Source organism: Marinobacter sp. MIT930201, from assembly GCF_047122665.1.
GTDB classification, from domain to species: Bacteria; Pseudomonadota; Gammaproteobacteria; order Pseudomonadales; family Oleiphilaceae; genus Marinobacter; species Marinobacter salarius.
This window is the reverse complement of record NZ_CP138916.1, coordinates 641,145-661,328: the sequence shown is the minus strand read 5'-3', so window position 1 is coordinate 661,328 and position 20,184 is coordinate 641,145. Positions and strand designations below refer to the sequence as shown.

17 protein-coding genes and 2 pseudogenes are annotated in these 20,184 nt (G+C 55.6%); 17 read left to right on the top strand and 2 right to left on the bottom strand.

Features of this window, described 5'->3' with window-relative positions; genetic code table 11:
- Positions 1-3: 3 nt before the first annotated feature.
- The 4 genes from SIC19_RS03145 to SIC19_RS03130 are packed head-to-tail and all read left to right on the top strand — an operon-like array spanning position 4 to position 5,082.
- Complete coding sequence (locus tag SIC19_RS03145) at positions 4-1,224, top strand: glycosyl transferase (protein ID WP_127400838.1); 1,221 nt, start codon at positions 4-6, stop codon at positions 1,222-1,224.
- 1 nt (position 1,225) lies between these two features.
- A complete protein-coding gene (locus SIC19_RS03140) occupies positions 1,226-2,956 on the top strand; it encodes a sugar phosphorylase (protein ID WP_127400839.1) in 1,731 nt (576 codons plus the stop codon).
- Between the two features lie 15 nt (positions 2,957-2,971).
- The gene (locus SIC19_RS03135; RefSeq protein WP_127400840.1) at positions 2,972-4,084 is read left to right on the top strand and encodes a DUF3524 domain-containing protein; all 1,113 of its coding nucleotides are present in this window, start codon (positions 2,972-2,974) and stop codon (positions 4,082-4,084) included.
- A 32-nt stretch (positions 4,085-4,116) separates the two neighbouring features.
- Complete coding sequence (locus SIC19_RS03130) at positions 4,117-5,082, top strand: NAD(P)H-quinone oxidoreductase (RefSeq protein WP_036206891.1); 966 nt, start codon at positions 4,117-4,119, stop codon at positions 5,080-5,082.
- Between the two features lie 26 nt (positions 5,083-5,108).
- Here the strand turns inward: SIC19_RS03130 and SIC19_RS03125 are convergent, their stop codons facing one another.
- Positions 5,109-6,134: an NADP-dependent oxidoreductase gene (locus tag SIC19_RS03125; RefSeq protein WP_127400841.1), complete on the bottom strand. Its 1,026-nt coding sequence runs from the start codon at positions 6,132-6,134 to the stop codon at positions 5,109-5,111.
- Positions 6,135-6,315: 181 nt separating this feature from the next.
- Between SIC19_RS03125 and SIC19_RS03120 the strand changes: the two genes are divergently transcribed.
- The 13 genes and pseudogenes from SIC19_RS03120 to SIC19_RS03060 all read left to right on the top strand — a co-directional run bounded on the left by SIC19_RS03120 (position 6,316) and on the right by SIC19_RS03060 (position 18,432).
- Entirely contained in the window at positions 6,316-8,391 is a 2,076-nt protein-coding gene (locus tag SIC19_RS03120) for a type VI secretion system Vgr family protein (protein WP_412535573.1), read from the top strand.
- A complete protein-coding gene (locus SIC19_RS03115) occupies positions 8,388-9,212 on the top strand; it encodes a DUF4123 domain-containing protein (RefSeq protein ID WP_127400842.1) in 825 nt (274 codons plus the stop codon). Before SIC19_RS03120 ends, SIC19_RS03115 begins: the two co-directional genes overlap by 4 nt.
- A gap of 3 nt (positions 9,213-9,215) precedes the next feature.
- Positions 9,216-12,686: a toxin VasX gene (locus SIC19_RS03110; protein WP_227664018.1), complete on the top strand. Its 3,471-nt coding sequence runs from the start codon at positions 9,216-9,218 to the stop codon at positions 12,684-12,686.
- Positions 12,686-13,813, top strand: coding sequence for a hypothetical protein (locus tag SIC19_RS03105; RefSeq protein WP_127400843.1), 1,128 nt, complete (start codon positions 12,686-12,688; stop codon positions 13,811-13,813). Before SIC19_RS03110 ends, SIC19_RS03105 begins: the two co-directional genes overlap by 1 nt.
- An 85-nt stretch (positions 13,814-13,898) precedes the next feature.
- Complete coding sequence (locus SIC19_RS03100) at positions 13,899-15,023, top strand: hypothetical protein (protein ID WP_127400844.1); 1,125 nt, start codon at positions 13,899-13,901, stop codon at positions 15,021-15,023.
- Positions 15,024-15,045: 22 nt separating this feature from the next.
- A pseudogene (locus SIC19_RS03095) lies at positions 15,046-15,492 on the top strand (RHS repeat-associated core domain-containing protein); the annotation flags it as partial.
- Positions 15,466-15,939, top strand: coding sequence for an RES family NAD+ phosphorylase (locus SIC19_RS03090; protein ID WP_228712289.1), 474 nt, complete (start codon positions 15,466-15,468; stop codon positions 15,937-15,939). The pseudogene SIC19_RS03095 and the gene SIC19_RS03090, both read left to right, overlap by 27 nt.
- On the top strand, positions 15,936-16,403 hold the full coding sequence (locus tag SIC19_RS03085) for a hypothetical protein (RefSeq protein WP_127400845.1): 468 nt from the start codon (positions 15,936-15,938) through the stop codon (positions 16,401-16,403). Before SIC19_RS03090 ends, SIC19_RS03085 begins: the two co-directional genes overlap by 4 nt.
- A 50-nt stretch (positions 16,404-16,453) precedes the next feature.
- Complete coding sequence (locus SIC19_RS03080) at positions 16,454-16,732, top strand: immunity protein Tsi6 family protein (RefSeq protein ID WP_127400846.1); 279 nt, start codon at positions 16,454-16,456, stop codon at positions 16,730-16,732.
- A gap of 81 nt (positions 16,733-16,813) precedes the next feature.
- A pseudogene (locus SIC19_RS03075) lies at positions 16,814-17,034 on the top strand (RHS repeat-associated core domain-containing protein); the annotation flags it as partial.
- 14 nt (positions 17,035-17,048) lie between these two features.
- Positions 17,049-17,375 (top strand): hypothetical protein, encoded by a 327-nt coding sequence (locus SIC19_RS03070; protein ID WP_127400847.1) that lies wholly within the window; start codon positions 17,049-17,051, stop codon positions 17,373-17,375.
- A gap of 151 nt (positions 17,376-17,526) precedes the next feature.
- On the top strand, positions 17,527-17,832 hold the full coding sequence (locus SIC19_RS03065) for a hypothetical protein (protein WP_127400848.1): 306 nt from the start codon (positions 17,527-17,529) through the stop codon (positions 17,830-17,832).
- Between the two features lie 240 nt (positions 17,833-18,072).
- Complete coding sequence (locus tag SIC19_RS03060; protein ID WP_199448325.1) at positions 18,073-18,432, top strand: hypothetical protein; 360 nt, start codon at positions 18,073-18,075, stop codon at positions 18,430-18,432.
- An 836-nt stretch (positions 18,433-19,268) separates the two neighbouring features.
- Here the strand turns inward: SIC19_RS03060 and SIC19_RS03055 are convergent.
- Positions 19,269-20,135 (bottom strand): substrate-binding periplasmic protein, encoded by an 867-nt coding sequence (locus tag SIC19_RS03055; RefSeq protein ID WP_127400850.1) that lies wholly within the window; start codon positions 20,133-20,135, stop codon positions 19,269-19,271.
- Between the last annotated feature and the right edge of the window lie 49 nt (positions 20,136-20,184).

Below are 20,184 nucleotides of genomic sequence, written 5' to 3'. Positions count from 1 at the left end.
GCCATGGGCGACTTTTACCAGAACGGCATCATCACAACCCTTCATAACCTGTGCCGACGGCCGGTGGAAGAGCTGGAGCGGGAACTTATGGGGTTCCGCAAAGAGCGACCGATGTCGCTGGTGCTGCCATCCCTGTACTCAGAGCTTGAAGGCCCGGCCCTTAAGAACATTGTGAAAGAGCTCGCCAAAGTGCCGTACCTCGAGCAGATCGTCATCGGCCTTGATCGCGCCAACGAGGAGGAATATCGGCACGCTCTGGCGTATTTCTCCGAACTGCCCCAGCATGTGCGCGTGCTCTGGAATGATGGGCCCCGACTTAAGGCGCTGGATATGCAACTGCGGGAACAAAACCTGGCGCCTACGGAAATGGGCAAGGGGCGGAACGTCTGGTACTGCTTTGGTTATGTTCTTGCCGCAGGGAACAGTAAGTCCGTTGCTCTTCACGACTGTGACATCCTGACCTATTCCCGTGACCTGGTGGCAAGGCTGATCTACCCGGTGGCCAATCCCGGTTTCAATTACATGTTCTGCAAGGGCTATTACGCCCGGGTAGCGGATGGAACAATGAATGGCCGTGTTAGCCGGCTGCTGGTCACACCGCTGATCCGCGCGCTGAAGAAGGTCTGCGGCCCCAGCGACTTCCTGGACTATCTCGACAGCTACCGGTATCCGCTGGCGGGGGAATTCTCGTTCCGGACCGACGTCATTAACGACTTGCGCATACCCAGCGACTGGGGGCTGGAAGTGGGCGTGCTCTCGGAGATGAAGCGCAACTATGCCACCAACCGCCTTTGCCAGGTGGACATCGCGGATACCTACGATCATAAGCATCAGGAATTATCGCCGGAGGACGCCAGCCGCGGCCTGTCCAAAATGAGCACCGACATCAGCAAGGCCCTGTTCCGCAAGCTGGCCACCAATGGCGAAATCTTCTCCAACGAAAAGTTTCGCACCATCAAGGCGGCCTACTTCCGCATTGCCCTGGACTTTGTCGAAACCTACCAGAGCGATGCGGTGATCAACGGATTGAGCTTTGACCGACATAAGGAAGAGAAAGCGGTGGAGTTGTTTGCCCAGAATGTCATGCGGGCAGGGGCCTACTTTCTGGACAACCCCATGGACACACCGTTTATTCCGAGCTGGAATCGCGTCACCAGTGCCATTCCGGATATCAAGCAACAGCTTCTCGAGGCCGTAGAGCTGGACAACGAGGAGTATCGGTAGCATGAGCAATACCCTGCATCACAAGCTCGCCACGATGCTGGATGTGGTATACCCGGAAGCGGATACGGGCGTCCTCGCGGATCAACTGCTCGAAACCATGGGGCTGGCGTGGGATACGTCGGCGCCCCCGGCCCACCAGAATAACTGGGACGAATCTGATGTCATGTTGATTACCTACGCGGACACCGTCCAGCGCAAGGGTGAGAAGCCACTTCAGACCCTGAACCGGTTTCTCGACGACTGCCTGAATGACACCATGTCCGCCGTGCATATCCTGCCGTTTTTCCCCTACAGCTCGGACGACGGTTTTTCCGTTATGGATTATCTGGCGGTCAATGAATCCCATGGCGACTGGACAGACATCGAGCGAATAGCTGACGACTACAAACTGATGGCGGACCTGGTGATCAACCACATGTCGGCCCGCAGCCGCTGGTTCGAGAATTTCCGGAAACGGGTCGATCCTGGCAAGGATTACTTCTTCGAGGCCAGGCCAACAGACGACCTGAGCGCTGTGGTCCGGCCCCGCACATCCCCGTTGCTTAACGCCGTACAGACAGAGGATGGCGAGCGTTACGTCTGGTGCACCTTCAGTGAAGACCAGGTGGACCTGAATTTTGCAAACCCCCAGGTGCTGAACGAATTTGTGGGCATCATCCGCTACTATCTCGAGCGGGGCGTGACCATTTTCCGGCTCGACGCGGTGGCTTTTCTATGGAAAGAGGTTGGTACGCCGTCCATCCACCTGCAGCAAACCCACGAACTGATCAAGATTCTGCGCCTGTTGATCGAACACCACACCCCCGAGAGCGTTGTCATTACGGAAACCAACGTTCCCAACCGCGAGAATCTGACCTACTTCGGCAACGCCAACGAAGCCCATGTGATCTACAACTTTTCGTTGCCGCCGCTGCTGATCAACACTCTGGTCACTGGCAACTGCCGCCACCTGAAAACCTGGCTGATGAGCATGCCGCCGGCGCAGATGGGCACCACCTATCTCAACTTCATTGCCTCCCATGATGGCGTGGGCCTGCGCCCAACAGACGGCCTGTTGACGGAAGAAGAGAAGCTGCGACTGATCAACACCATGGAATCCTTCGGCGGTAAAGTCTCCTATCGGCGTACGCCAGATGGCAAGGATCAGCCCTATGAAATGAACGTGGCGTTGTTTGATGCCTTAAAGGGAACAGCGGAGAGAGGCTCTGACCATTGGCAGTTGCACCGCTTTATCTGCGCTCATACCGTTATGCTGGCCCTGGAAGGGATTCCTGCGTTCTACATCCACAGCCTGCTGGGCACTGAGAACGACCATGAGCGGGTTAAGAACACCGGTCGCCTGCGTTCCATCAACCGCGGGCAGTGGAACCTGGACACTTTGGAAGCTGAGCTGGCGGACCCGCTGAGCCATCATCACAACGTGTTCACCGAGCTCAAGCGCCTGATTGCCATTCGCCGCAAGCAGCCCGCCTTCCACCCCAATGCTACCCAGTTCACCCTCCATCTCGGTTTGCAGCTGTTCGGCTTCTGGCGCCAGAGCATGCGCCGTGACCAGTCGATCTTCTGCATTCACAACATCACCGATGAGGTCCAGCAGGTGTCCCTTGGCGACATTAACCTGATAGGAACCGACCAATGGCAGGACCTGATCTCTGGCCTGAAGATTGACGACCTGTCTGGCAGCCTGACTCTCAAGCCCTATCAAAGTGTGTGGTTGTCGAACCGGGAATGATGGCAGAATGCGCGGATGCCATCGACAGCCCAGCCCCGCATTCTATTATTGTCCGCCTACGACGCCGGCAGCCATCAACGCTGGCGTGAACAACTGGTGGCCAGCCAGCCCGATTTCGATTGGGAGGTGCTGGCGCTCCCGCCCCGCTTTTTTCGCTGGCGGATTCGCGGCAATGCACTGACCTGGCTACAGGAGCCGGCGCTAAAGGCCCACTATGATCTCCTGGTGGTGACCTCCATGGTGGATCTGGCGTCCCTGAAGGGATTCCATCCTCATCTGGCGCGTACGCCTACGATTCTCTACATGCATGAGAACCAGTTTGCCTACCCGGATTCCGGCCGGCAGCATTCCAGTGCCGAGCCCAAAATCGTTAATCTCTACAGCGCCGTTGCCGCGGATAAAGTGCTGTTCAACAGCGCGTGGAACCGGGACAGCTTTCTGGATGGCGCCCGACGTTTCCTGGAAATGATGCCGGACGGGCTCCCCGATGGCCTGCTGGAGGGTATCGGCAGGAAATCCCAGGTCGTTCCCGTGCCGATCGAAGACCGCCTGTTTGTTGAAAGAGAGAAGCCGATCAACGCACAGTGCCCCCACCTCCTATGGAATCACCGCTGGGAATACGACAAGGCGCCAGACCGGCTGTCTCTGTTGCTGGATTCGCTTGCCGGCGCCGGCCAGGACTTCCGGTTGAGTGTGGTAGGGGAGCAGTTTCGCAAGGAGCCCGAGGCATTCGGTGGTATACGTGAGCGACACCGGGAGCGCATAGTGAACTGGGGATACCTGCAGAGCAGGGCGGATTACGACCGGTTGCTGGGCGAAGTCGATGTGGCTATCTCCACCGCTCTTCATGATTTCCAGGGGCTGTCGGTATTGGAGGCGATGGCATCTGGCTGCCTGGCATTGGCGCCGGACCGGCTGGCCTACCCGGAATATGTACCAGCGGCGCAACGCTATGCCAGTCACGCGGATAATCCAGCGGCGGAGGCTGACGCCGCAGCCGGTCTACTAAGCCGCTTAATACATCAACCACCGGAGATTTGTAGACCCGGAGATTGGCGGCTCAGTGAACTGCAAATGAAATATTACAAAGTGATCAGTGCAACCCTGGGCCAGCAGACGGTATCCTGAGCCTGACCCAAAACACGGAGTAAGCGCAGATGATGAGAGCCATCAAAGTCAGTGGCGACACACTGAGCTGGGAAGCGTATGAAGCGCCTTCCGAGGTGCCCGAAAATCATGTGGCTATTGATATTGCGTGGACCGCCATCAACCGTGCGGATCTGATGCAGAAAGCCGGTGTGTATCCGCCACCGCCCGGGGCGTCGGACATCCTGGGCCTCGAAGTCAGCGGGACTATTTCCAGGGTGGGAGAGGGTGTTCATAACCTCAAACCCGGTGATGAAGTCTGCGCACTGCTTACGGGCGGTGGTTATGCGACCCATGTGGTGGTGCCTGCGGTTCAGGTGTTGCCCGTTCCAAAGGGTTACAGCCTGAAAGAGGCAGCGGCCATTCCTGAAGTGTTTGCGACCGCCTGGCTGAATCTCTATCACGAAGCTGCACTCAAGCCTGGGGAGAAAGTGCTGGTCCACGCAGCGGCCAGTGGCCTTGGTACGGCCGTGATTCAATTGGCAACGGCTCTCGGCAATCCGGTGTTTGCCACGGCCGGCGACAACGACAAACTCGAGATCTGCAGAAGGCTGGGCGCCAGCGGTGTCTGGAATCGCAAGGACGGTTCGTTCGTCGATGCCATCAAATCCTGGGGCGGGGTGGACATGGTGCTGGACCCCGTTGGCGGAAACTACATCGCCGAAGACCAGAAAGTATTGAATATGGATGGCCGAATCATACTCATTGGCCTGATGGGCGGTCGTATGGCGGAAGTCGATCTGGGGTTGATGTTGATGAAACGCCATCGCCTGATCGGTTCAACCCTTCGGTCCCGGCCCGTGGCGGACAAGGGTGATGTCATGAGTGCCCTGTATAAGCATGTCTGGCCACTGCTCAGTGCCCGGCAGATTGATCCGGTGATTGATAGTGCCTGGCCTATCGAGAAGGCCGGGGAAGCCATGGCCTATGTGGCGGAGAATCGAAACATCGGGAAAGTCTTGTTGCAGGTTGCCGGGTAAACCTCCTTCCCTGGAGGTTTTCCGGATCAATCGGCGATGTGTACCAACTGCTTGCCGAAGTTTTTCCCTTTCAGCATACCCTTGAAGGCTTCCGGTGCGTTTTCCAGGCCTTCCGCGATGGTCTCACGGTATTTGAGTTCGCCAGAAGCAACACGGTCCGCCAGGATATTGGTGATTTCCTGATGTTTGTCCTGCCACTCTGTGACCAGGAAGAAGCGGTGCTCCGGCACCGGGTCCAGCGCCTTGAGTACGTGGAAAGGTGTTTCCACTGCCCCCATATCCTCGGCATTGTAAGCGGACACGAAGCCGCAGATAGGTACCCGAGCGCCAGGGTTGAGTAACGGCGCCACGGCACGGGTCACGGCACCGCCCACGTTTTCGAAGTAGATGTCGATGCCGTCGGGGCAGGCGGCCTTGAGGTCGGCTTCGAGGTTGCCGGCCTTATAATCCACGCAGGCATCAAAACCCAACTCTTCCACCACATACCGGCATTTCTCCGGGCCTCCGGCCACGCCGACAGTACGGCAACCTTCTTTCTTGGCGGTTTGCCCAACCACCGTGCCCACCGGGCCAGACGCGGCGGACACCACAACGGTCTCGCCGGATGTCGGCTTGCCCACGTACATCAGGCCGCAATAGCCGGTGCGTCCGGGCATCCCGGCAACGCCAAGGTAGGCCTGCAGGGGCACGTTGTCCTTCGGTTCAATCTTGTAGACCATCTCCGCATTGGCAGGGAACACTACATACTCCTGCCAGCCCGAGTAGCAGGTCACCAGGTCACCCACTTTGAGCTCGTCTGACCGGGACTCGACGATCCGTGCGACGCTTTCGCCAACGATGACCTCGTCAAGGCCAATAGGATCCATGTAGCCCTTGGCATCGTTCATGCGGGGGCGCATGTAAGGGTCCAGCGACAGCCATAGCACTTTGGCCAGGACCTCACCTTCTTTCAGTTCGCGGACTGGCCGCTCTTCAAGGGCCAGGTCACCCTCCTGAATTTCGCCCTGCGGGCGCTGCTTGAGAATCACCGCTCGATTGGTATGGTTGGTCACAAATCATCTCCGGTTGCATAATGAAACCAGATTAGGGTGCAGCAGATTCGTTTTGAGGTCAACATCCCGGCTTTGCGAAACCGGGGTTACATTCTCCTGCCTGATCGTTATAATCACCCAAGCTCAGGACGAGCTGTTTGTTGAACGACGCCAATTTCAGACATCTTCAGGGACCGAAGACATGCCCCAGGCAACCGGACTGCAGTTCACGGCCACCCTTGGCCAACTCCCCAAAGACCTGTTCGTGGTCGCCCGTTTCGAGCTGACCGAGTACCTTTCCAGGCTCTGCCATTGCAAGCTGGAACTGGCCAGTACCTCCCCCGACATCGCCCCCGAAGACGTGCTGGAACAGCCCGTGGAACTGGTGATGTGGCAGGATGGCGTTCCGCTGCGGCGCTTTACCGGCGTGATCAACGAATTTGTCCGGGGTGATTCCGGCCATCGCCGCACCCGTTACGACGTCATCGTTCAGCCACCCCTGTGGCGCCTCGACCTGATGCACAACAGCCGCATCTTCCAGACCCAGGCCACCGACGCCATCGTGCGTACCCTGCTGGAAGAGCGGGGCCTTATCGACACCGTCTTCGATCTCAAACGCACCCCCGAAGAACGGGAATACTGCGTCCAGCACCGGGAAAGCGACCTGGCCTTTGTCGAACGGCTGGCCGCCGAAGAAGGCTGGCATTACCGCTATTACCACGGCGATGTGGAAGGCAACGACCAACCGGCCCTGATCATCGCCGACCATCACGGCGACGCCCCCCGGCTCGAGCCGGTGGAATACAACGCCAAGGCTGGCGGCAGCACCCGCCAGAGTACCGTCTTCCAGTTCCGCTACCGGGAACGGGTCAAAGCCGCCTCTGTGGCCATGAAGGACTACACCTTCAAGAACCCCGCCTACGCCCTGATGCACGAACACCAGGCCGACAAACTCGATGCCCAGCGGGAAGACTACCAGCATTACGACTACCCCGGCCGTTTCAAGCAGGATGCCAGCGGCCAGCCCTTTACCGAAAGCCGTCTCGATGCCCTCAGGAACGACGCCGCCATCGCCGATGGCCAGAGCAACCGCCCCGACTTCACCGTAGGTGCCAAAGTCGAACTCACCGACCACGACAACCCACGCCTGAACCGGGAATGGCTGTTCACCAGCATCACCCACACCGGAGAACAACCCCAGGCCCTGGAAGAGGATGGCAACAACGGCGCCACCACCTACCACAACGCCTTCAACGCCATCCCCGCGGACCGCACCTGGCGGCCCCAGGTCGAGCATCGCCCGTTGATGGACGGCCCCCAGATTGCCCTTGTCACCGGCCCCAAAGGCGAAGAGATCCACTGCGACGAACACGGACGCGTCAAAGTGCGATTCCCGTGGGACCGATACTCAAAGAACGACGAACACAGCAGCGCCTGGCTCAGGGTCAGCCAGGGCTGGGCCGGGGGCCAGTATGGTTTCATGGCCTTACCGCGAATTGGCAACGAAGTCATCGTCAGCTTCCTGGACGGCGACCCGGACCAGCCGATCATTACCGGAAGAACCTACCACGCCACCAACACGCCGCCGTACGCGCTGCCGGAGCACAAAACCCGCACCACCCTCAAAACCCAGACCCACAAGGGTGAGGGCAGCAACGAACTGCGATTCGAAGACGAAGCGGACAAGGAACAGATCTACGTCCACGCTCAGAAAGACCTGGACCTGCTGACGGAGAACAACCGCACCGAGGTGGTTAAGAACGAAAGCCACCGAACGGTGGACAACAACGAGTTCAGCAATATCAAGGGCAGCGACCACTGCACTGTGGATGGTGAGAAGCGACTGACTGTCGGCGGCGACTGCAGTCAGAACATCGGTGGCACTTTCCACCAGAAATCCGCCCAGGGCACGCTAAGTGAAGCGGGCACCGAAGTTCACCACAAGGCGGGCGCCAAAGTGGTGCTGGACGCGGGTGCAGAACTCACCATCTCCGCCGGTGGCAGCCTGCTGAAACTGGACCCGAGCGGCGTGACCCTGGCAGGGCCCGGTATCAAGATCAACTCTGGTGGGTCACCGGGCAGTGGTTCCGGGCAGGGTGTGGTGATGGCGGAAATGCCTCAGGTTCTTGAGGGTGACCAGCCCCACGAGCCAGAGCGGGAGGCACTGGCGGAGGTTGAACAACGGGAAAACGCCCCGGCCATCAACGTAGAGTCCCAGATCGCTGCACTCAGGAAGGGGAATGCAACCTGCCCGGTTTGTGAGAATCACAACTCATGAATCAGGATTGCTGGCCCGTGTCGGAGTCGCCGTTTACCCGTGTTCGCTGGCCTGAACGTCACCCTGTTGGGCTTGTCCTGGACGGTGTCTCTATCCCAGGGCTCGGCGAACGGATATACCAGTGGTCCGGTGGGCAGCCCTTTAATGCGGAGTGCCTGTACGCTGCAACCCGCTGGGAGGCCGTTTCGGAGCTCTCCCCCTGGCTGGTATGGCTCAGTGGCCCGGAAGACCCGGTGCTGCAAGGGTTCCTGGAGCGGGGAGCCGTGCAAGAGCTGGGGTATCTGCTGGTTTCCGCCACAGACCGTGCTACCTGCACCCGCTGGATGCGGTCCCACCTGCAGGTGGAAATGGTGCCGGGCTGTGATGAACTGGTGCGCATTGCCCATCCGGCGCTGGCCAGGACGGTAATCGGGGGGAACCTGCCCCGCTTTCCCACCAGGGCTGTGGATCGGCTGATTGTTCCGGACCGCATCAGCGAACAGTGGCACCTTGTCGAGCCTCCGGCTGTTCAGGCGGGCAGCGCAGGTGACCAGCCCGCAAAAATGATAGTCTCGCCGGATTTGCAGGGGGCTTTTGAAGCCTTCAATCGGCGCAAGGGCGCACTGCAGATATGGGACAACCTGGATGAGTCGGCGCGCAACCAGTTAGGTGGCCCTGATTTGAGGGATGCCTACCCGGCACTCGGAAGAATACTGGAAGAAGCACTTGGCAGCGGGTGCAATAATTTGCGTGAGGTGATGCAATTTCTGTTCGCAACATTGCCACCACAAGCCGACAGAAACGCCGTGATGGAAGCGGAACCCCCATTGGATCAAGGATGAACCATGACACGGATAAAACGCCCCACTGACGACCGGACAAGCAACGATCTTTTGTGCTGGGAACAGCCAGGCACCCCCATTGACGAACCCGCTTCATGCCCACTACTGCAAACGGTGCACCTGCTGCCCATTCGGTATGGCCGGGTGGAAGTTGCACCCGCTGATACAGATCCCGGGTACCCTTACTCACTGACTTCCCGCCCCCTTGGCTATCGCCTCCTGAGGCATGGCTACCTCTATGTACTGGACGCGGATACCGGGGAGCTCCACGAGTACCTGCATGAAAACGGTGAACTGACGGGCCACAACGGCGGCAAGCTGGAATACCCGGTCTCCCACACCCTGTACGTCGCCTTCTCAGAACTGGCATGGACGGCCCGCAAGAAAGCACAGGTACTGGGCGACTCACAAGAGCGTGATGCGCTGCTGCAGAAAGTCGGCCTGTCCAATGCCTCGCCCCTGAGTGGTGGTGAATACCTGCTTACCCCGGACCAGGCCAAACAATGGGTGGCTGAATTTGCCGAGGACTATACGCCGGATGCTCCCGAAGGCGCCCACCCGCAGGAAGGTGAACCCTACCACTGGGAGAACCAGCCCTATTACCACAAGAGCCGGTTCGGCAAGTTGATCAAGCAGCAGTCCATCGACGATGTTTCCAATTGCCTCTGCCTTGTCCTGAGGGACGACGTGGGTGTGATGCTGGACCTGGCCCAGCACCAGGATGATGTGGTGGGCTGGATCGAAAGCTGGACAAATGAGGGAGACGACGAGCGAGACTATTTTCTTGGCACACTAATTGAGTCCATGACCCTGCTGGACGAACAGGGCCTGGATGCCATGGTGGCCAATTCGGACCACCCTGCCATTGTCTCCATGCGGCAGGACCTGGAAGCCATGCCGGAAAGCGACCGTTCAAACACCCAGTCGGCATTACTGGCAGCATTGAGACAACTCGAGGATGAAACGAGACCCGGCCCCAATGATGCGTCGCTTCCTCCTGACGTTAAATCAAGGGTTGAAGAGATCCGGAGTACAGCTAACCGGACCAACGCCTACGGCATCCTTCCTAAAATGCAGAGAGCGGTGGACGAGTGGTACCTGCGACAAGCCATGGAAGGGGCCAGGCCGGACTTTGTGGACTCACACATAGAAGGCATTGTCGCCCTGGAGAAGGCGCATCGCGATAACCTGAAGGCGATTCTGGAGGGGCGTGGTTTCGGCCACCGCGGAGTCAACGACCTGATCGACCGTGAGGCCATGGACCAGTACATGGCTGGGCAGCGTGCGAAGCTGGCCCGCTGGCAGTCACTGCTGACGGATATAACCGGTGATCGTATTCAACTGCTGACAGACAACCGCTATCACCAGGCCGCGTGGTATTTTGATCCGGAAGACGAAGCGCAGATTGAAGCGGCCCTGGACCTGGAATACGCCTGCCGGAAAGACATCTGCCGTTCCGACGAAGCGAGTGATCGCGTGCTGGAGTGGCTGGAACAGAACCCCCAATACAGTCTCCCACTGTTCCAGACCCTGCCAAAGAACGACCGCTCCGAAGACGGTGAGCTGGCCAAGACCTACGTGGCGGTTGGCTCCGCTGGCTACGCCGTGGTTACCAAGGCGGCGGAGTGGATCCAGCGGGTAAAAGCGGCAGAGCAGGGCAAGCTTCCGGATTATTCCCACTACTCGCAGCAAATCCAACAAAAAGCAGAGGGGGTGGGGGACACCCTCGCCCCGGCTATTGCCCGGGCCAAGGGGCGTGCTGTTGGTGAGCTCTACAAGGCCATCGACAGCCAGGCCCTGCCGGAACTGGATGATCTGTTCCGGGACCTGCCGTATTTTTTCAAGCGGCGCATGCTGGACGCCATAGACCAGGGCAAGGCGGAATTCCGCTTTGCCTCGGCAAGCGAGTTGGCGACCTTCCGGGACAACCTCAGGCAGATGCTGCAGCTGGATCAACGGATGAAACAGCTTCAGAACCAGCACGATGTTGCCAAATCCACCCATGGCCATCTTTCCGAAAAAGCCCAGGGATTGGTGACTGAATTCAAGGCCACCCGCGAAGAGCACCGTAAGATCGGTAAACGCGTGGCCGCCGCCCTCAGCCCGGTTGAGGAAACCGACACCGGCCTGAAACTGGAACCGGCCACCACCGGCCGTGCCGGCATAACGTTGGTTCCGCCGCCATTGGCCCAGCAGGAAGTTGGGCGACTGGTTGGGCATTTCCGGCAGGGCCTCTCCTCGGCTCCCCGGGTGAACCTTATGGGGGATGGGCTTGGTTACTTGGTGTTTGGGGTTCAGTTAGCCATCCTATGGAATGTTTCTAACGAGATTGGTTCGAATTCAGAGAACCCGGATGCTAACCAGCGCATTTATGAGAGCGCGTGGGCGACCGCAGCGGCGGGTTTTTTGGCCTCTCAAGGAATCATGGATACGGCCTATGGTGCCAGGGCTCGGGCATTGGCTGGGGCGTGGCAGCGTAGCGCTCTTGGAAATGTTTATGTACGGATGGGTAAACTGCATGTGGGGCTGGGTATTTTTGCTTATGGAGCGGGAGCTTTCAGCTCTGTCCTTGGCGCGTACAAACATCGGGAAAACTGGCTGAGAGCGGTTCAGACCGGCAATGCCGAAGCTCAGACTGGTGCCGTGCTGGGTATGATTGGTAGTGGTGGTCTGGCGGCTACTAATACCTACGGGCTGTACCGGACTGGTCAATCGTTTATTCAGGCAGTTGCCGCACGAGGGGCTGAAAAAAAAGCCGTGGCGTGGGCTACTACAGGCCGTACCTTGTCCGGTCTGTTTGCCCGCCTGAACGTGGCGGGGCTGGTGTTTACGGTTTTTGAGTTGGGCGGTACCTGGCTGTATAACCGTTACAACCTGAGCGAGCGGGATAAATGGCTGCAAACCACGCCCTGGTCACAGGAGCCCGAGCAGGTCCACAATGGCACGCTTGACGACTATGTAGAGGCCTTTGCCCGGCTTGGCAACAGTGTCTCCCTGGACGAAGTGCCCGGCGAGGACGAAGAGCCTTCCAGGTTACGGTTAAACTGCCACGGTTTGCCGGCGGACGGCCTGATAGAGCCCCTGGAAGGCAAAGCACCCCATCGGCTATCAGTCGCCGCATGGCGCATCCAGCCGGGGCGGCGGGGGATGTTCTCCCTCAAACCGGAAACCTGGGTACCCTGTACCGGTGCCATCCTGGGTAGCCTGGAGCAGTCGGCCGATACCGGTCACCTGCAACTGGCCTTCAGGCCACCGGCCCATGAGAAGACCCAGCATGGCATCCGCACCCGGGATCTGGGCTTGATGGTCAAGCTGGAAACATTGCAGGAAGATGGAGCCTATACCGGTGCCGTTTATATGCTGAAGGTCACTCCGGATAGTCAGTATCCCCTGACACCCGTGCAGGAGACTCCGAAAGCAGAGATTACCTGGTGGCGACTCCGCCAGCCACTCATTGTGACGGATGGACTTTAATGGACCCCAAGAATGCCCAGTCAGAACAGCCACCCCGCGCGGGTCGTTCCGAGCCTTTCCCGAGTGGCCGGCTGTCCTTTCTATCCCCCAAACCCCTGCCAACCGGCCTGCCGCCGGTGGATCATGGCCATGCGGTGGGGGAAGTGAATAATAGCTACCTGGATTTTGGAGCGGGGGCGACATCAGTGTTCGGTTGGCAAATGACACTAGGTGGCCCTTTTGGCTTGTTCTTGCTTGGCGCTTTTGGTTTCCCACTTATTTTATCGGGTCTTGCTATCGCTCACGGTAGAGAACTGGAGAATGCAGTCGAAGTATTCCAGGAGATGTTTGATTATGGGTTCTCGATAGCTGGGTGGGGAGGGCTCTTTGCCTTCTTCATACTCTCCCTTCCTCGCTGGCAGGCTTATGCCAAATTAAAAAACGTAATCCCCACTCGCTTCAACCGCCAACGCCGAGAAGTGTGTTTCGTGCCGGAGGGGCAGAAAGGGCCGATCTTTGTCCCCTGGGAAGAACTGGTCGCCTGGGTCACGGAAGCACAGGGCGTTACCGAATATGGCGTGCAACGCCAATATGGCTTTGGCATTGGCTTCTATCACCCGGACACGGGCGAGAAATACACCCTGGAGTTTGAAACCTACGGCCAACCCCAGGCCATCAGCACCTGGGAGGCCATCCGGGCGTACATGGAATACGAAGTCCATACCTTGAAAGAGATCCAGGATCCATTGGAACTTCAGGGCCCGGACGACCCGCCCTGGGAGGGCGTCCATGTTTTCCGCAATGCTCGCAAACGCCTTCATGAGGAATACCGGGAGGGCAAGCGGGGAGTGCTCTACCTGACTGGCTGGTACCTGTACCACCTGATGACCTTCTGGACCCTGCCGAACCGGCTGGTGGAGTGGGAGGTCAAAAAGATCAAACGCATGAGCCGGAAAACACTGCCCAAGACCATGGCGGAGTGGTCTGAAGCGTTACCGGAAGACCAGTGGGCCAAACCCAGCGAGGAATTAAAGCGCCAAAGCAAGCGGGTACTGGAGCTGCAAAAAGCGAACCCGCAAAGGCCGGTTACTGAAATCTTTGCTCAGGTTAGTGAAGAGTTTGCAGGTAAGGCCTCGATGACTGCTTGATTGGGTGTCGGTCGCATGGCTTATCCAGCCGGGGCGAAGGGGGGATGTTCTCCCGCTAGCCACTCATAGTGACGGATGGACTTTAATGGACCCCAAGAATGCCCTGTCAGAACAGCCACCCCGCGCGGGGCGTTCCGAGCCCTTCCCGAGTGGCCGGCTGACCTTTTTATCCCCCAAACCCCTGCCCACCGGCCTGCCGTCGACAGACCACGGCCGTGCGGTGGGGACTATAAATGATCGTTACCTGGACTTCGGGGTGGGGCTACCACCGGTGTTTGGCTGGCAGATCACTCTTGGCGGCCCTTTTGGGTTGTTTTTGTTGTCTGCAGTTGTAGGTCCATTGATTGCTTTGGCCGCCGGTTTTCATTTTGGCACCAAGTACGATGCCTTCCGTGTGTTCTGGCAAATTTTTGATGCCGGGTTCTGGATTGGCTTATGGGCGTGGGCATTTTTCCTCCTGCTCAGCCTGGGTATTTGGTACCACCAACACCTCAAGTACAAAACCGTTATGCCCACCCGCTTTAACCGCCAGCGCCGCGAGGTGTGCTTCGTACCCAAGGGCCACAGTGAGCCCATCTTCGTGCCCTGGGAAGAATTGGTGGCCTGGGTGACTGAGGCCCAGGGGGTGACCGAATACGGTGTACAGCGCCAGTACGGCTTCGGGGTGGGCTTCCTCCACCCGCAAACTGGCGAGAAATACACGCTGGAATTCCAGACTTACGGTTTGCCCCAGGCTATCAGTAACTGGGAGGCCATCCGGGCCTATATGGAGTACGAGGTGCATACCCTGAAGGAAATCCAGGACCCGCTGGACCTGCAGGGCCCGGACGACCCTCCCTGGGAGGGTGTACACGTGTTCCGCAACGCCAAGGCTCGCCTGCATCAACGCCGCCGGGCTGGCGAGGTGGGCTGGTTCCATACCCTCGGCTGGTACCTCTATCACCTGATGACTTTTTGGACTTTGCCGAACCGGTTGGTGGAGTGGGAAGTCAGGAAGATCAAACGCATGAACCGAAAGGCATTGCCCAAGGCCATGGTGGAGTGGTCTGAATCGTTGCCGGAAGACCAATGGACAAAACCCAGTGAAGAGCTGAAGCGCCAAAGTCAGCGCGTACTGGAACTGCAGAAAGCGGATCCGCGACAGCCGGTTACTGAAATCTTTGCTCAGGTTAGTGAAGAGTTTTCAGGCAAGTCCTCAATGACTGCATAATCAAGAGGGAAGTGGGGCAGAACAGGGCGACCGCCTGATCGCCGAGGAAACCGGCGACCAGTACCGCACTTACGTCTACGAGCCAGATACCTTCAAGCCCCTGGCACTGGTAGAAGGCTGCGGCCCCGAACAGGCCAGCATTTACTACTACCACCTGGGCACACCCCAGGAACTCACCAACGCCGAGGGTGACCTCGTCTGGTCGGTGACTTACCGCGCCTACGGCAACGTCGTCCGCGCCCTGGTCAACGAAATCGACAACCCGATCCGCTTCCAGGGCCAATACCACGACCCGGAAACCGGCCTGCATTACAACCGCCACCGGTACTACAACCCCAGCACCGGGCGCTTCCTGACCCCGGACCCGATTGGGCTTGCGGGCGGTTTGAATAACTACCAGTATGTGCCTAATCCGACGGGGTGGGTGGATCCGTTGGGGTTGGTGTCAGCTCAAAAAAATACGCCAGAAAATGATGTTGGAGAACAGTCAAGTTCAGTTTGGCATGCAACTACAAACAGCAGGGCGACAGAGGGAGTATTAGGAGGCATCGACCCTGCGTTCCTGAATCCCAATAGTCGATTTGGGCCAGCCTTCTATGTGGCAGAAAATCCTTCAACGACTCTTGCTGAGCTTTCACATCATGGTGTAGTTGCATCACATGGAATACGATTCGAAGTTAATCGAGAAGCGATGAAAGTGTTGGATCTTACAGATCCTAAAGTTGCAAAAAAATGGGGGTACAATGGTGGCCCCATTAGCTCAGGAACGCAATCGATTGGAGAAAGGGCGCAGGGTTCTGGTTTTAACGTTGTTCGTTTCTACTCGGAGCGCCATGAGGAAGGAGTCAACAATGCTATATTGGACGACTTCAATGTGATCTTGAAACCAGTCATGGTGACACCGGTAGACCAATGAAACTCCATCTGTATATATACCACTGCGAAAATTGTAGTTGTCATTTCAAGGCACCTGAGGTTCCTTCTTTTTCATATGGTGAATTTCTACTCAGGAGTAAAAAACAGGGTATTGAACGCTACCTTAATGCATTTGAGGACTCGACGTATAGCGAGTTGAACAATCTCCTGAAGTTGAATCCAAGAATGACAAATCATAAACCAATACAGCAAGCTAATGTTTTTAGAAAAGTATATGGGCCAGTGGTGTGTGATCCGGATCAATATGGGAATGCATTCGGAATTGGGTTATCTCCGATATGTCCTAAATGTGGTAGTCAGAGAATGGCTTCTTGGGAAGCAACGGATCCTCTGGAGCCTCATATCGAAGATATTCCGAAAGTGACGCACGTTGCCTGGAATTCAATGGGGGAGGACGAAAAGGAGAAGAAGCTAGATAAAGAGCTTGGATTTCTAGGTTTTTGACGTGTATCAGGTTTACGTGAAGGTAGGCATGGTACTGGAGGTAAGGTTTTATGATAGATCCCAAAAAAACCATCAGTGAGGCTGAAAAAATAGTAAGAAATCGAATTCTATCAGCTCCCGACCATACTATATTTCAGTCAATAGAGGCTCAGTTGGATTATATAAAAGGATTGCGAGAGGGAAAGGAGAAAGATAAAAACCGGCTAAAAGAAATCAATCTAGGGCTATATGGAGTGCGCGAGTTTGAAGAGTCAGATCCTGAGTTATCGCGTATTCTGAAAGAGCTCCAATTTATCGTAGATGAAATGCGGAAAGGTCGAAAGATTTAGGTTTTTGATTGGCGGCCACAAATTCGTCGATGCAATTGAGAACCGTATAGGTATCAGAGTTGAAGTCCGCAAGCCGGTAGCCGCGCCTACGGCAACGTCGTCCGCGCCCTGTTCGGGAAATCGACAACCCGATCCGTTTCGAGGGCCAATACCACGAACCAGAAACCGGCCTGCACAGCAACCGCCACCGGTACTACAATCCCAACATCGTGGGCTTCCTGACCCCTGGCCCGATTGGGCTTGCGGGCGGGTTGAACAACTACCAGTATGTGCCCAATCCGACGGGGTGGGTTGATCCGTTGGAGCAGGAGATTAAATGCTCGTTCCAAGTGACAAAATTATTGTTAAGGATATTGCGGGAAATACAGCGGTTCTTCACGTTGAAGATGAGTCTATCGGGAAAGGGTTGGTGAGACTCGGTTTTAAAAAGGACGGCTATTGTTTTCGTAGACCCATATCTGACGATAAGGATAGAGTGAAATTAATTGAAGATCTCACTGAGAGGGGAGCACTTTTTTCAAAGGGAGGTGATTGGAGCCCTTCTGAACTTATAGAGTACTATCATGAAGTTGGATTAGTGAAAGGCTCATATAAAACTATTGCATGGAAGAGTCCATCTGAATATTTAATTGAAGATTATTAGGTTATAGTTTTTAAGGGGGTGTAATTAGTGAAGATGTAAGATCTCTAACTAGGAAATTGAAAAGCAGAACCAAGTCTCAGAGGGTAGTGTCCTAAATTTACTTCTAAAAATACATCTGCCCGCGTCGAGTTATAACGAACGTTGCAACTTTATGGAAACCATTGAGAGGTTAGTAGTAGATAAGAAGAATGAATCTATTAGTTGGTTTCGTTTTGGCCAGACTAAGAATATAACTATACCCGGGCTAGACCAAGCTATTATTGAGCCTAAAAAATGGAACATACTTGTTCTTACTGGCTCAGGTGAGCCTCCAAACAGTCTGATGATTCTAGATGATGAAGGCCGGATGTTACGTGAGCTGTCCCCTCCTGACGGTTTCCAGTTCTACTATTTGTCTAATCACCCTGAAATTGGCGGAGCAGTAGTGTGGCAAGCCCCCGATACAGTAGACGCCTGATGGCGTTACAATAAACGCTGAATCTACAGGTGTTGATGATGAGCGGAAAGCGATACTCCGAATGAATAATGCGGATATGATTCAGGAAGTATTGGTTCCGGCAGGGACAAGGTTGCGGAGATCAAGAGCCGCACCAATACAAGCAGATGACACCTTTCCCGATAGGCGGGGTGGAGCCGAGTAATTTGAACTGTTAGACCGGATTCCGATAGTGAATTTCCGGCCAGGGGAGCCACTACAATGACTTCGATAAGTTTTTCAGGGTCTATCATAAATATTGATGGAAAGTCTGTTCAGTTATCTCATGACATTGTGGAAGCGTATGAGTTGTACGGAGTCATAGTTGTTCTCCTTGATCCAGATTCTGATATGGGTACAGTGGCCCAGTTTCGAAACCTCATAGGACTAAAAATGAATGGGCACATGTTGTGGGAAGCGGAGTTGCCTACAAACAAAAAATCCGATGTTTACTGGAAAATTTCCCAGAAAAATCCTCTTAAGGCTTGTTCTTTTTCATCTTTTGAGTGTGAAATAGATAGCAATAACGGGAAGATTATAAAAAAGATTTTTATAAATGATCTGGTGAATATTAATAATTAGGTTTTGTGTGTATAACAAGTGTAAATTTAAGATTCTATTATAGGGAAATAGTGAACGTAATTGCTGAAAAGCCTTGGGTCTATGTACTTATTGAGGATAGAGACGCTTGGATACTGACGGTAATGATCAGGTATGGGGCAGCAGAAAATGACATGAGTGTTAAGCTACTGGAGGCAGAGGTGAATAAGTTAAAAACTGAACCAGACTATATCGATCGGCTCGTTAATAAAATTAATAAAAATCCACAGAATTATACTTGTAGAGAAATTCGACCAGCAGTTTGGCCAAGATAGATTGGGCTGCTCAACGGAGGCAGGCCCCGTTTGCCGGAAGTGCAAAGGCTGATCAAATGCCTTTTTAGAATATTTTTAATAAAGCTAGCGTGCTGTGAGAAAGAGTGGGCATATTTATCAGAAAATAACGGGAGTGAAAATTTTCCGTTTGTGTTTTGGACAAGGAAGGAGGTATCTATCTTAGATGAATCCAAGGTTTCTGTTAGAGATGTGAATACTTTAATCTATGATCAATTGGCGGCTCTTCATGATGAGTATACAGGAAGCAAAACAGTTGGTTTTAGATGCGTTTAGATACCACGCGCCAAGTTGGATAAACCTCAGAACCATTGCGGAGTTTATTCAGTGGGCTGAATTTGAGAGCCCAACGGATGACGAAATTCTGGTTTGTGTTGATGCTCTCATTGCATCGGGTGACATTGTCAAAGTGGCGTCGGGCTGGCAAATTGCATCTGCGGCTAAGTAGCGATATCAGAAAATTCTGTACCGGCTTGTGAACGATCGTTCGTGTTCGACCAAACTGGAAAGGCATTGTAGTCGACCTCACTCCACACACTGCACCTCATCCTCCACCACCAGATACCGAGCCGGCAAATCCGGCAGTGAGGTTGTAATCAACTCCTCCAGCCTGCCAGACGCCCGCAACTCACTGAGCCCTTCGTTGAATTTCTCCAGATACCGTTCACTTTCTGGCACCAGTTTGGACAGGATCAGGTACAAGTAATCCGATTGCAGCGGTGTGGTGTGGAAGGTGATCTTGTCGCTGAGGCCGAGCTCTTTCAGCATGCCCATGCCCACGGCGGGCTCCATTGGAAACAGGTCGATTCGGCCAGCCGCAAGTTTGCGGAAGTTGGAATCGTCGGAGGTGGTGACATCGGCACTGATGGTGCCGGCGGCGACGGCTTCCTCGAATTCCTCGCCGTAGTTGTAGTCCTGGGTCAGGCCTATGCGATAGCTCTCCAGGTCTTTTACGTCTTCCCAGTCGAAATCCATGCTGGTGCGATGAAACAGGGCGTAGTTATGGGCGACGATAGGGTCGCTGAAGTGGAAATGCTTGAGTAATTTCCTTCGGCAGGTCCAGGCGACTGATCCGTCCCACCGGCCTTTTTCCGCCAGAAGGCGAGCGCGGGACCAAGGGAAAAAGCCATAGGATACGGGAATGTCTTTCTTGGCGAAGGCCAGGGTGACGATTTGGGAAATGACCCCGTAATGAGGTGGTGTGTTTTCCATGTAGGGAGGCCAGTGCCCATTGGTGAGCCTGATGGTCGGAGCCGCTTCGTTGGCTTGAAGCGGCAAGGCGAGGGCACAGGCAATCAGCGCACTGGTAAGGGTAGTGTAGAGGTGACTCAATAGCTGCCTGATCAACCGAATGAGTCGTCGATCGTCTTTGGGCGATCCCTGCTTAAACATCTGTCCATCCACCAAGGCAGGTGCTGGCCGGATGGCGGGGGTGGTTCAC

Bases quoted from the DNA above. Each gene is read 5' to 3' on its own strand.
- SIC19_RS03145 (WP_127400838.1), top strand. From the start codon at position 4: ATGGGCGACTTTTACCAGAACGGCATCATCACAACCCTTCATAACCTG.
- SIC19_RS03140 (WP_127400839.1), top strand. From the start codon at position 1,226: ATGAGCAATACCCTGCATCACAAGCTCGCCACGATGCTGGATGTGGTA.
- SIC19_RS03135 (WP_127400840.1), top strand. From the start codon at position 2,972: ATGCCATCGACAGCCCAGCCCCGCATTCTATTATTGTCCGCCTACGAC.
- SIC19_RS03130 (WP_036206891.1), top strand. From the start codon at position 4,117: ATGAGAGCCATCAAAGTCAGTGGCGACACACTGAGCTGGGAAGCGTAT.
- SIC19_RS03120 (WP_412535573.1), top strand. From the start codon at position 6,316: ATGCCCCAGGCAACCGGACTGCAGTTCACGGCCACCCTTGGCCAACTC.
- SIC19_RS03115 (WP_127400842.1), top strand. From the start codon at position 8,388: ATGAATCAGGATTGCTGGCCCGTGTCGGAGTCGCCGTTTACCCGTGTT.
- SIC19_RS03110 (WP_227664018.1), top strand. From the start codon at position 9,216: ATGACACGGATAAAACGCCCCACTGACGACCGGACAAGCAACGATCTT.
- SIC19_RS03105 (WP_127400843.1), top strand. From the start codon at position 12,686: ATGGACCCCAAGAATGCCCAGTCAGAACAGCCACCCCGCGCGGGTCGT.
- SIC19_RS03100 (WP_127400844.1), top strand. From the start codon at position 13,899: ATGGACCCCAAGAATGCCCTGTCAGAACAGCCACCCCGCGCGGGGCGT.
- SIC19_RS03085 (WP_127400845.1), top strand. From the start codon at position 15,936: ATGAAACTCCATCTGTATATATACCACTGCGAAAATTGTAGTTGTCAT.
- SIC19_RS03080 (WP_127400846.1), top strand. From the start codon at position 16,454: ATGATAGATCCCAAAAAAACCATCAGTGAGGCTGAAAAAATAGTAAGA.
- SIC19_RS03070 (WP_127400847.1), top strand. From the start codon at position 17,049: ATGCTCGTTCCAAGTGACAAAATTATTGTTAAGGATATTGCGGGAAAT.
- SIC19_RS03065 (WP_127400848.1), top strand. From the start codon at position 17,527: ATGGAAACCATTGAGAGGTTAGTAGTAGATAAGAAGAATGAATCTATT.
- SIC19_RS03060 (WP_199448325.1), top strand. From the start codon at position 18,073: ATGACTTCGATAAGTTTTTCAGGGTCTATCATAAATATTGATGGAAAG.
- SIC19_RS03055 (WP_127400850.1), bottom strand. From the start codon at position 20,135: ATGTTTAAGCAGGGATCGCCCAAAGACGATCGACGACTCATTCGGTTG.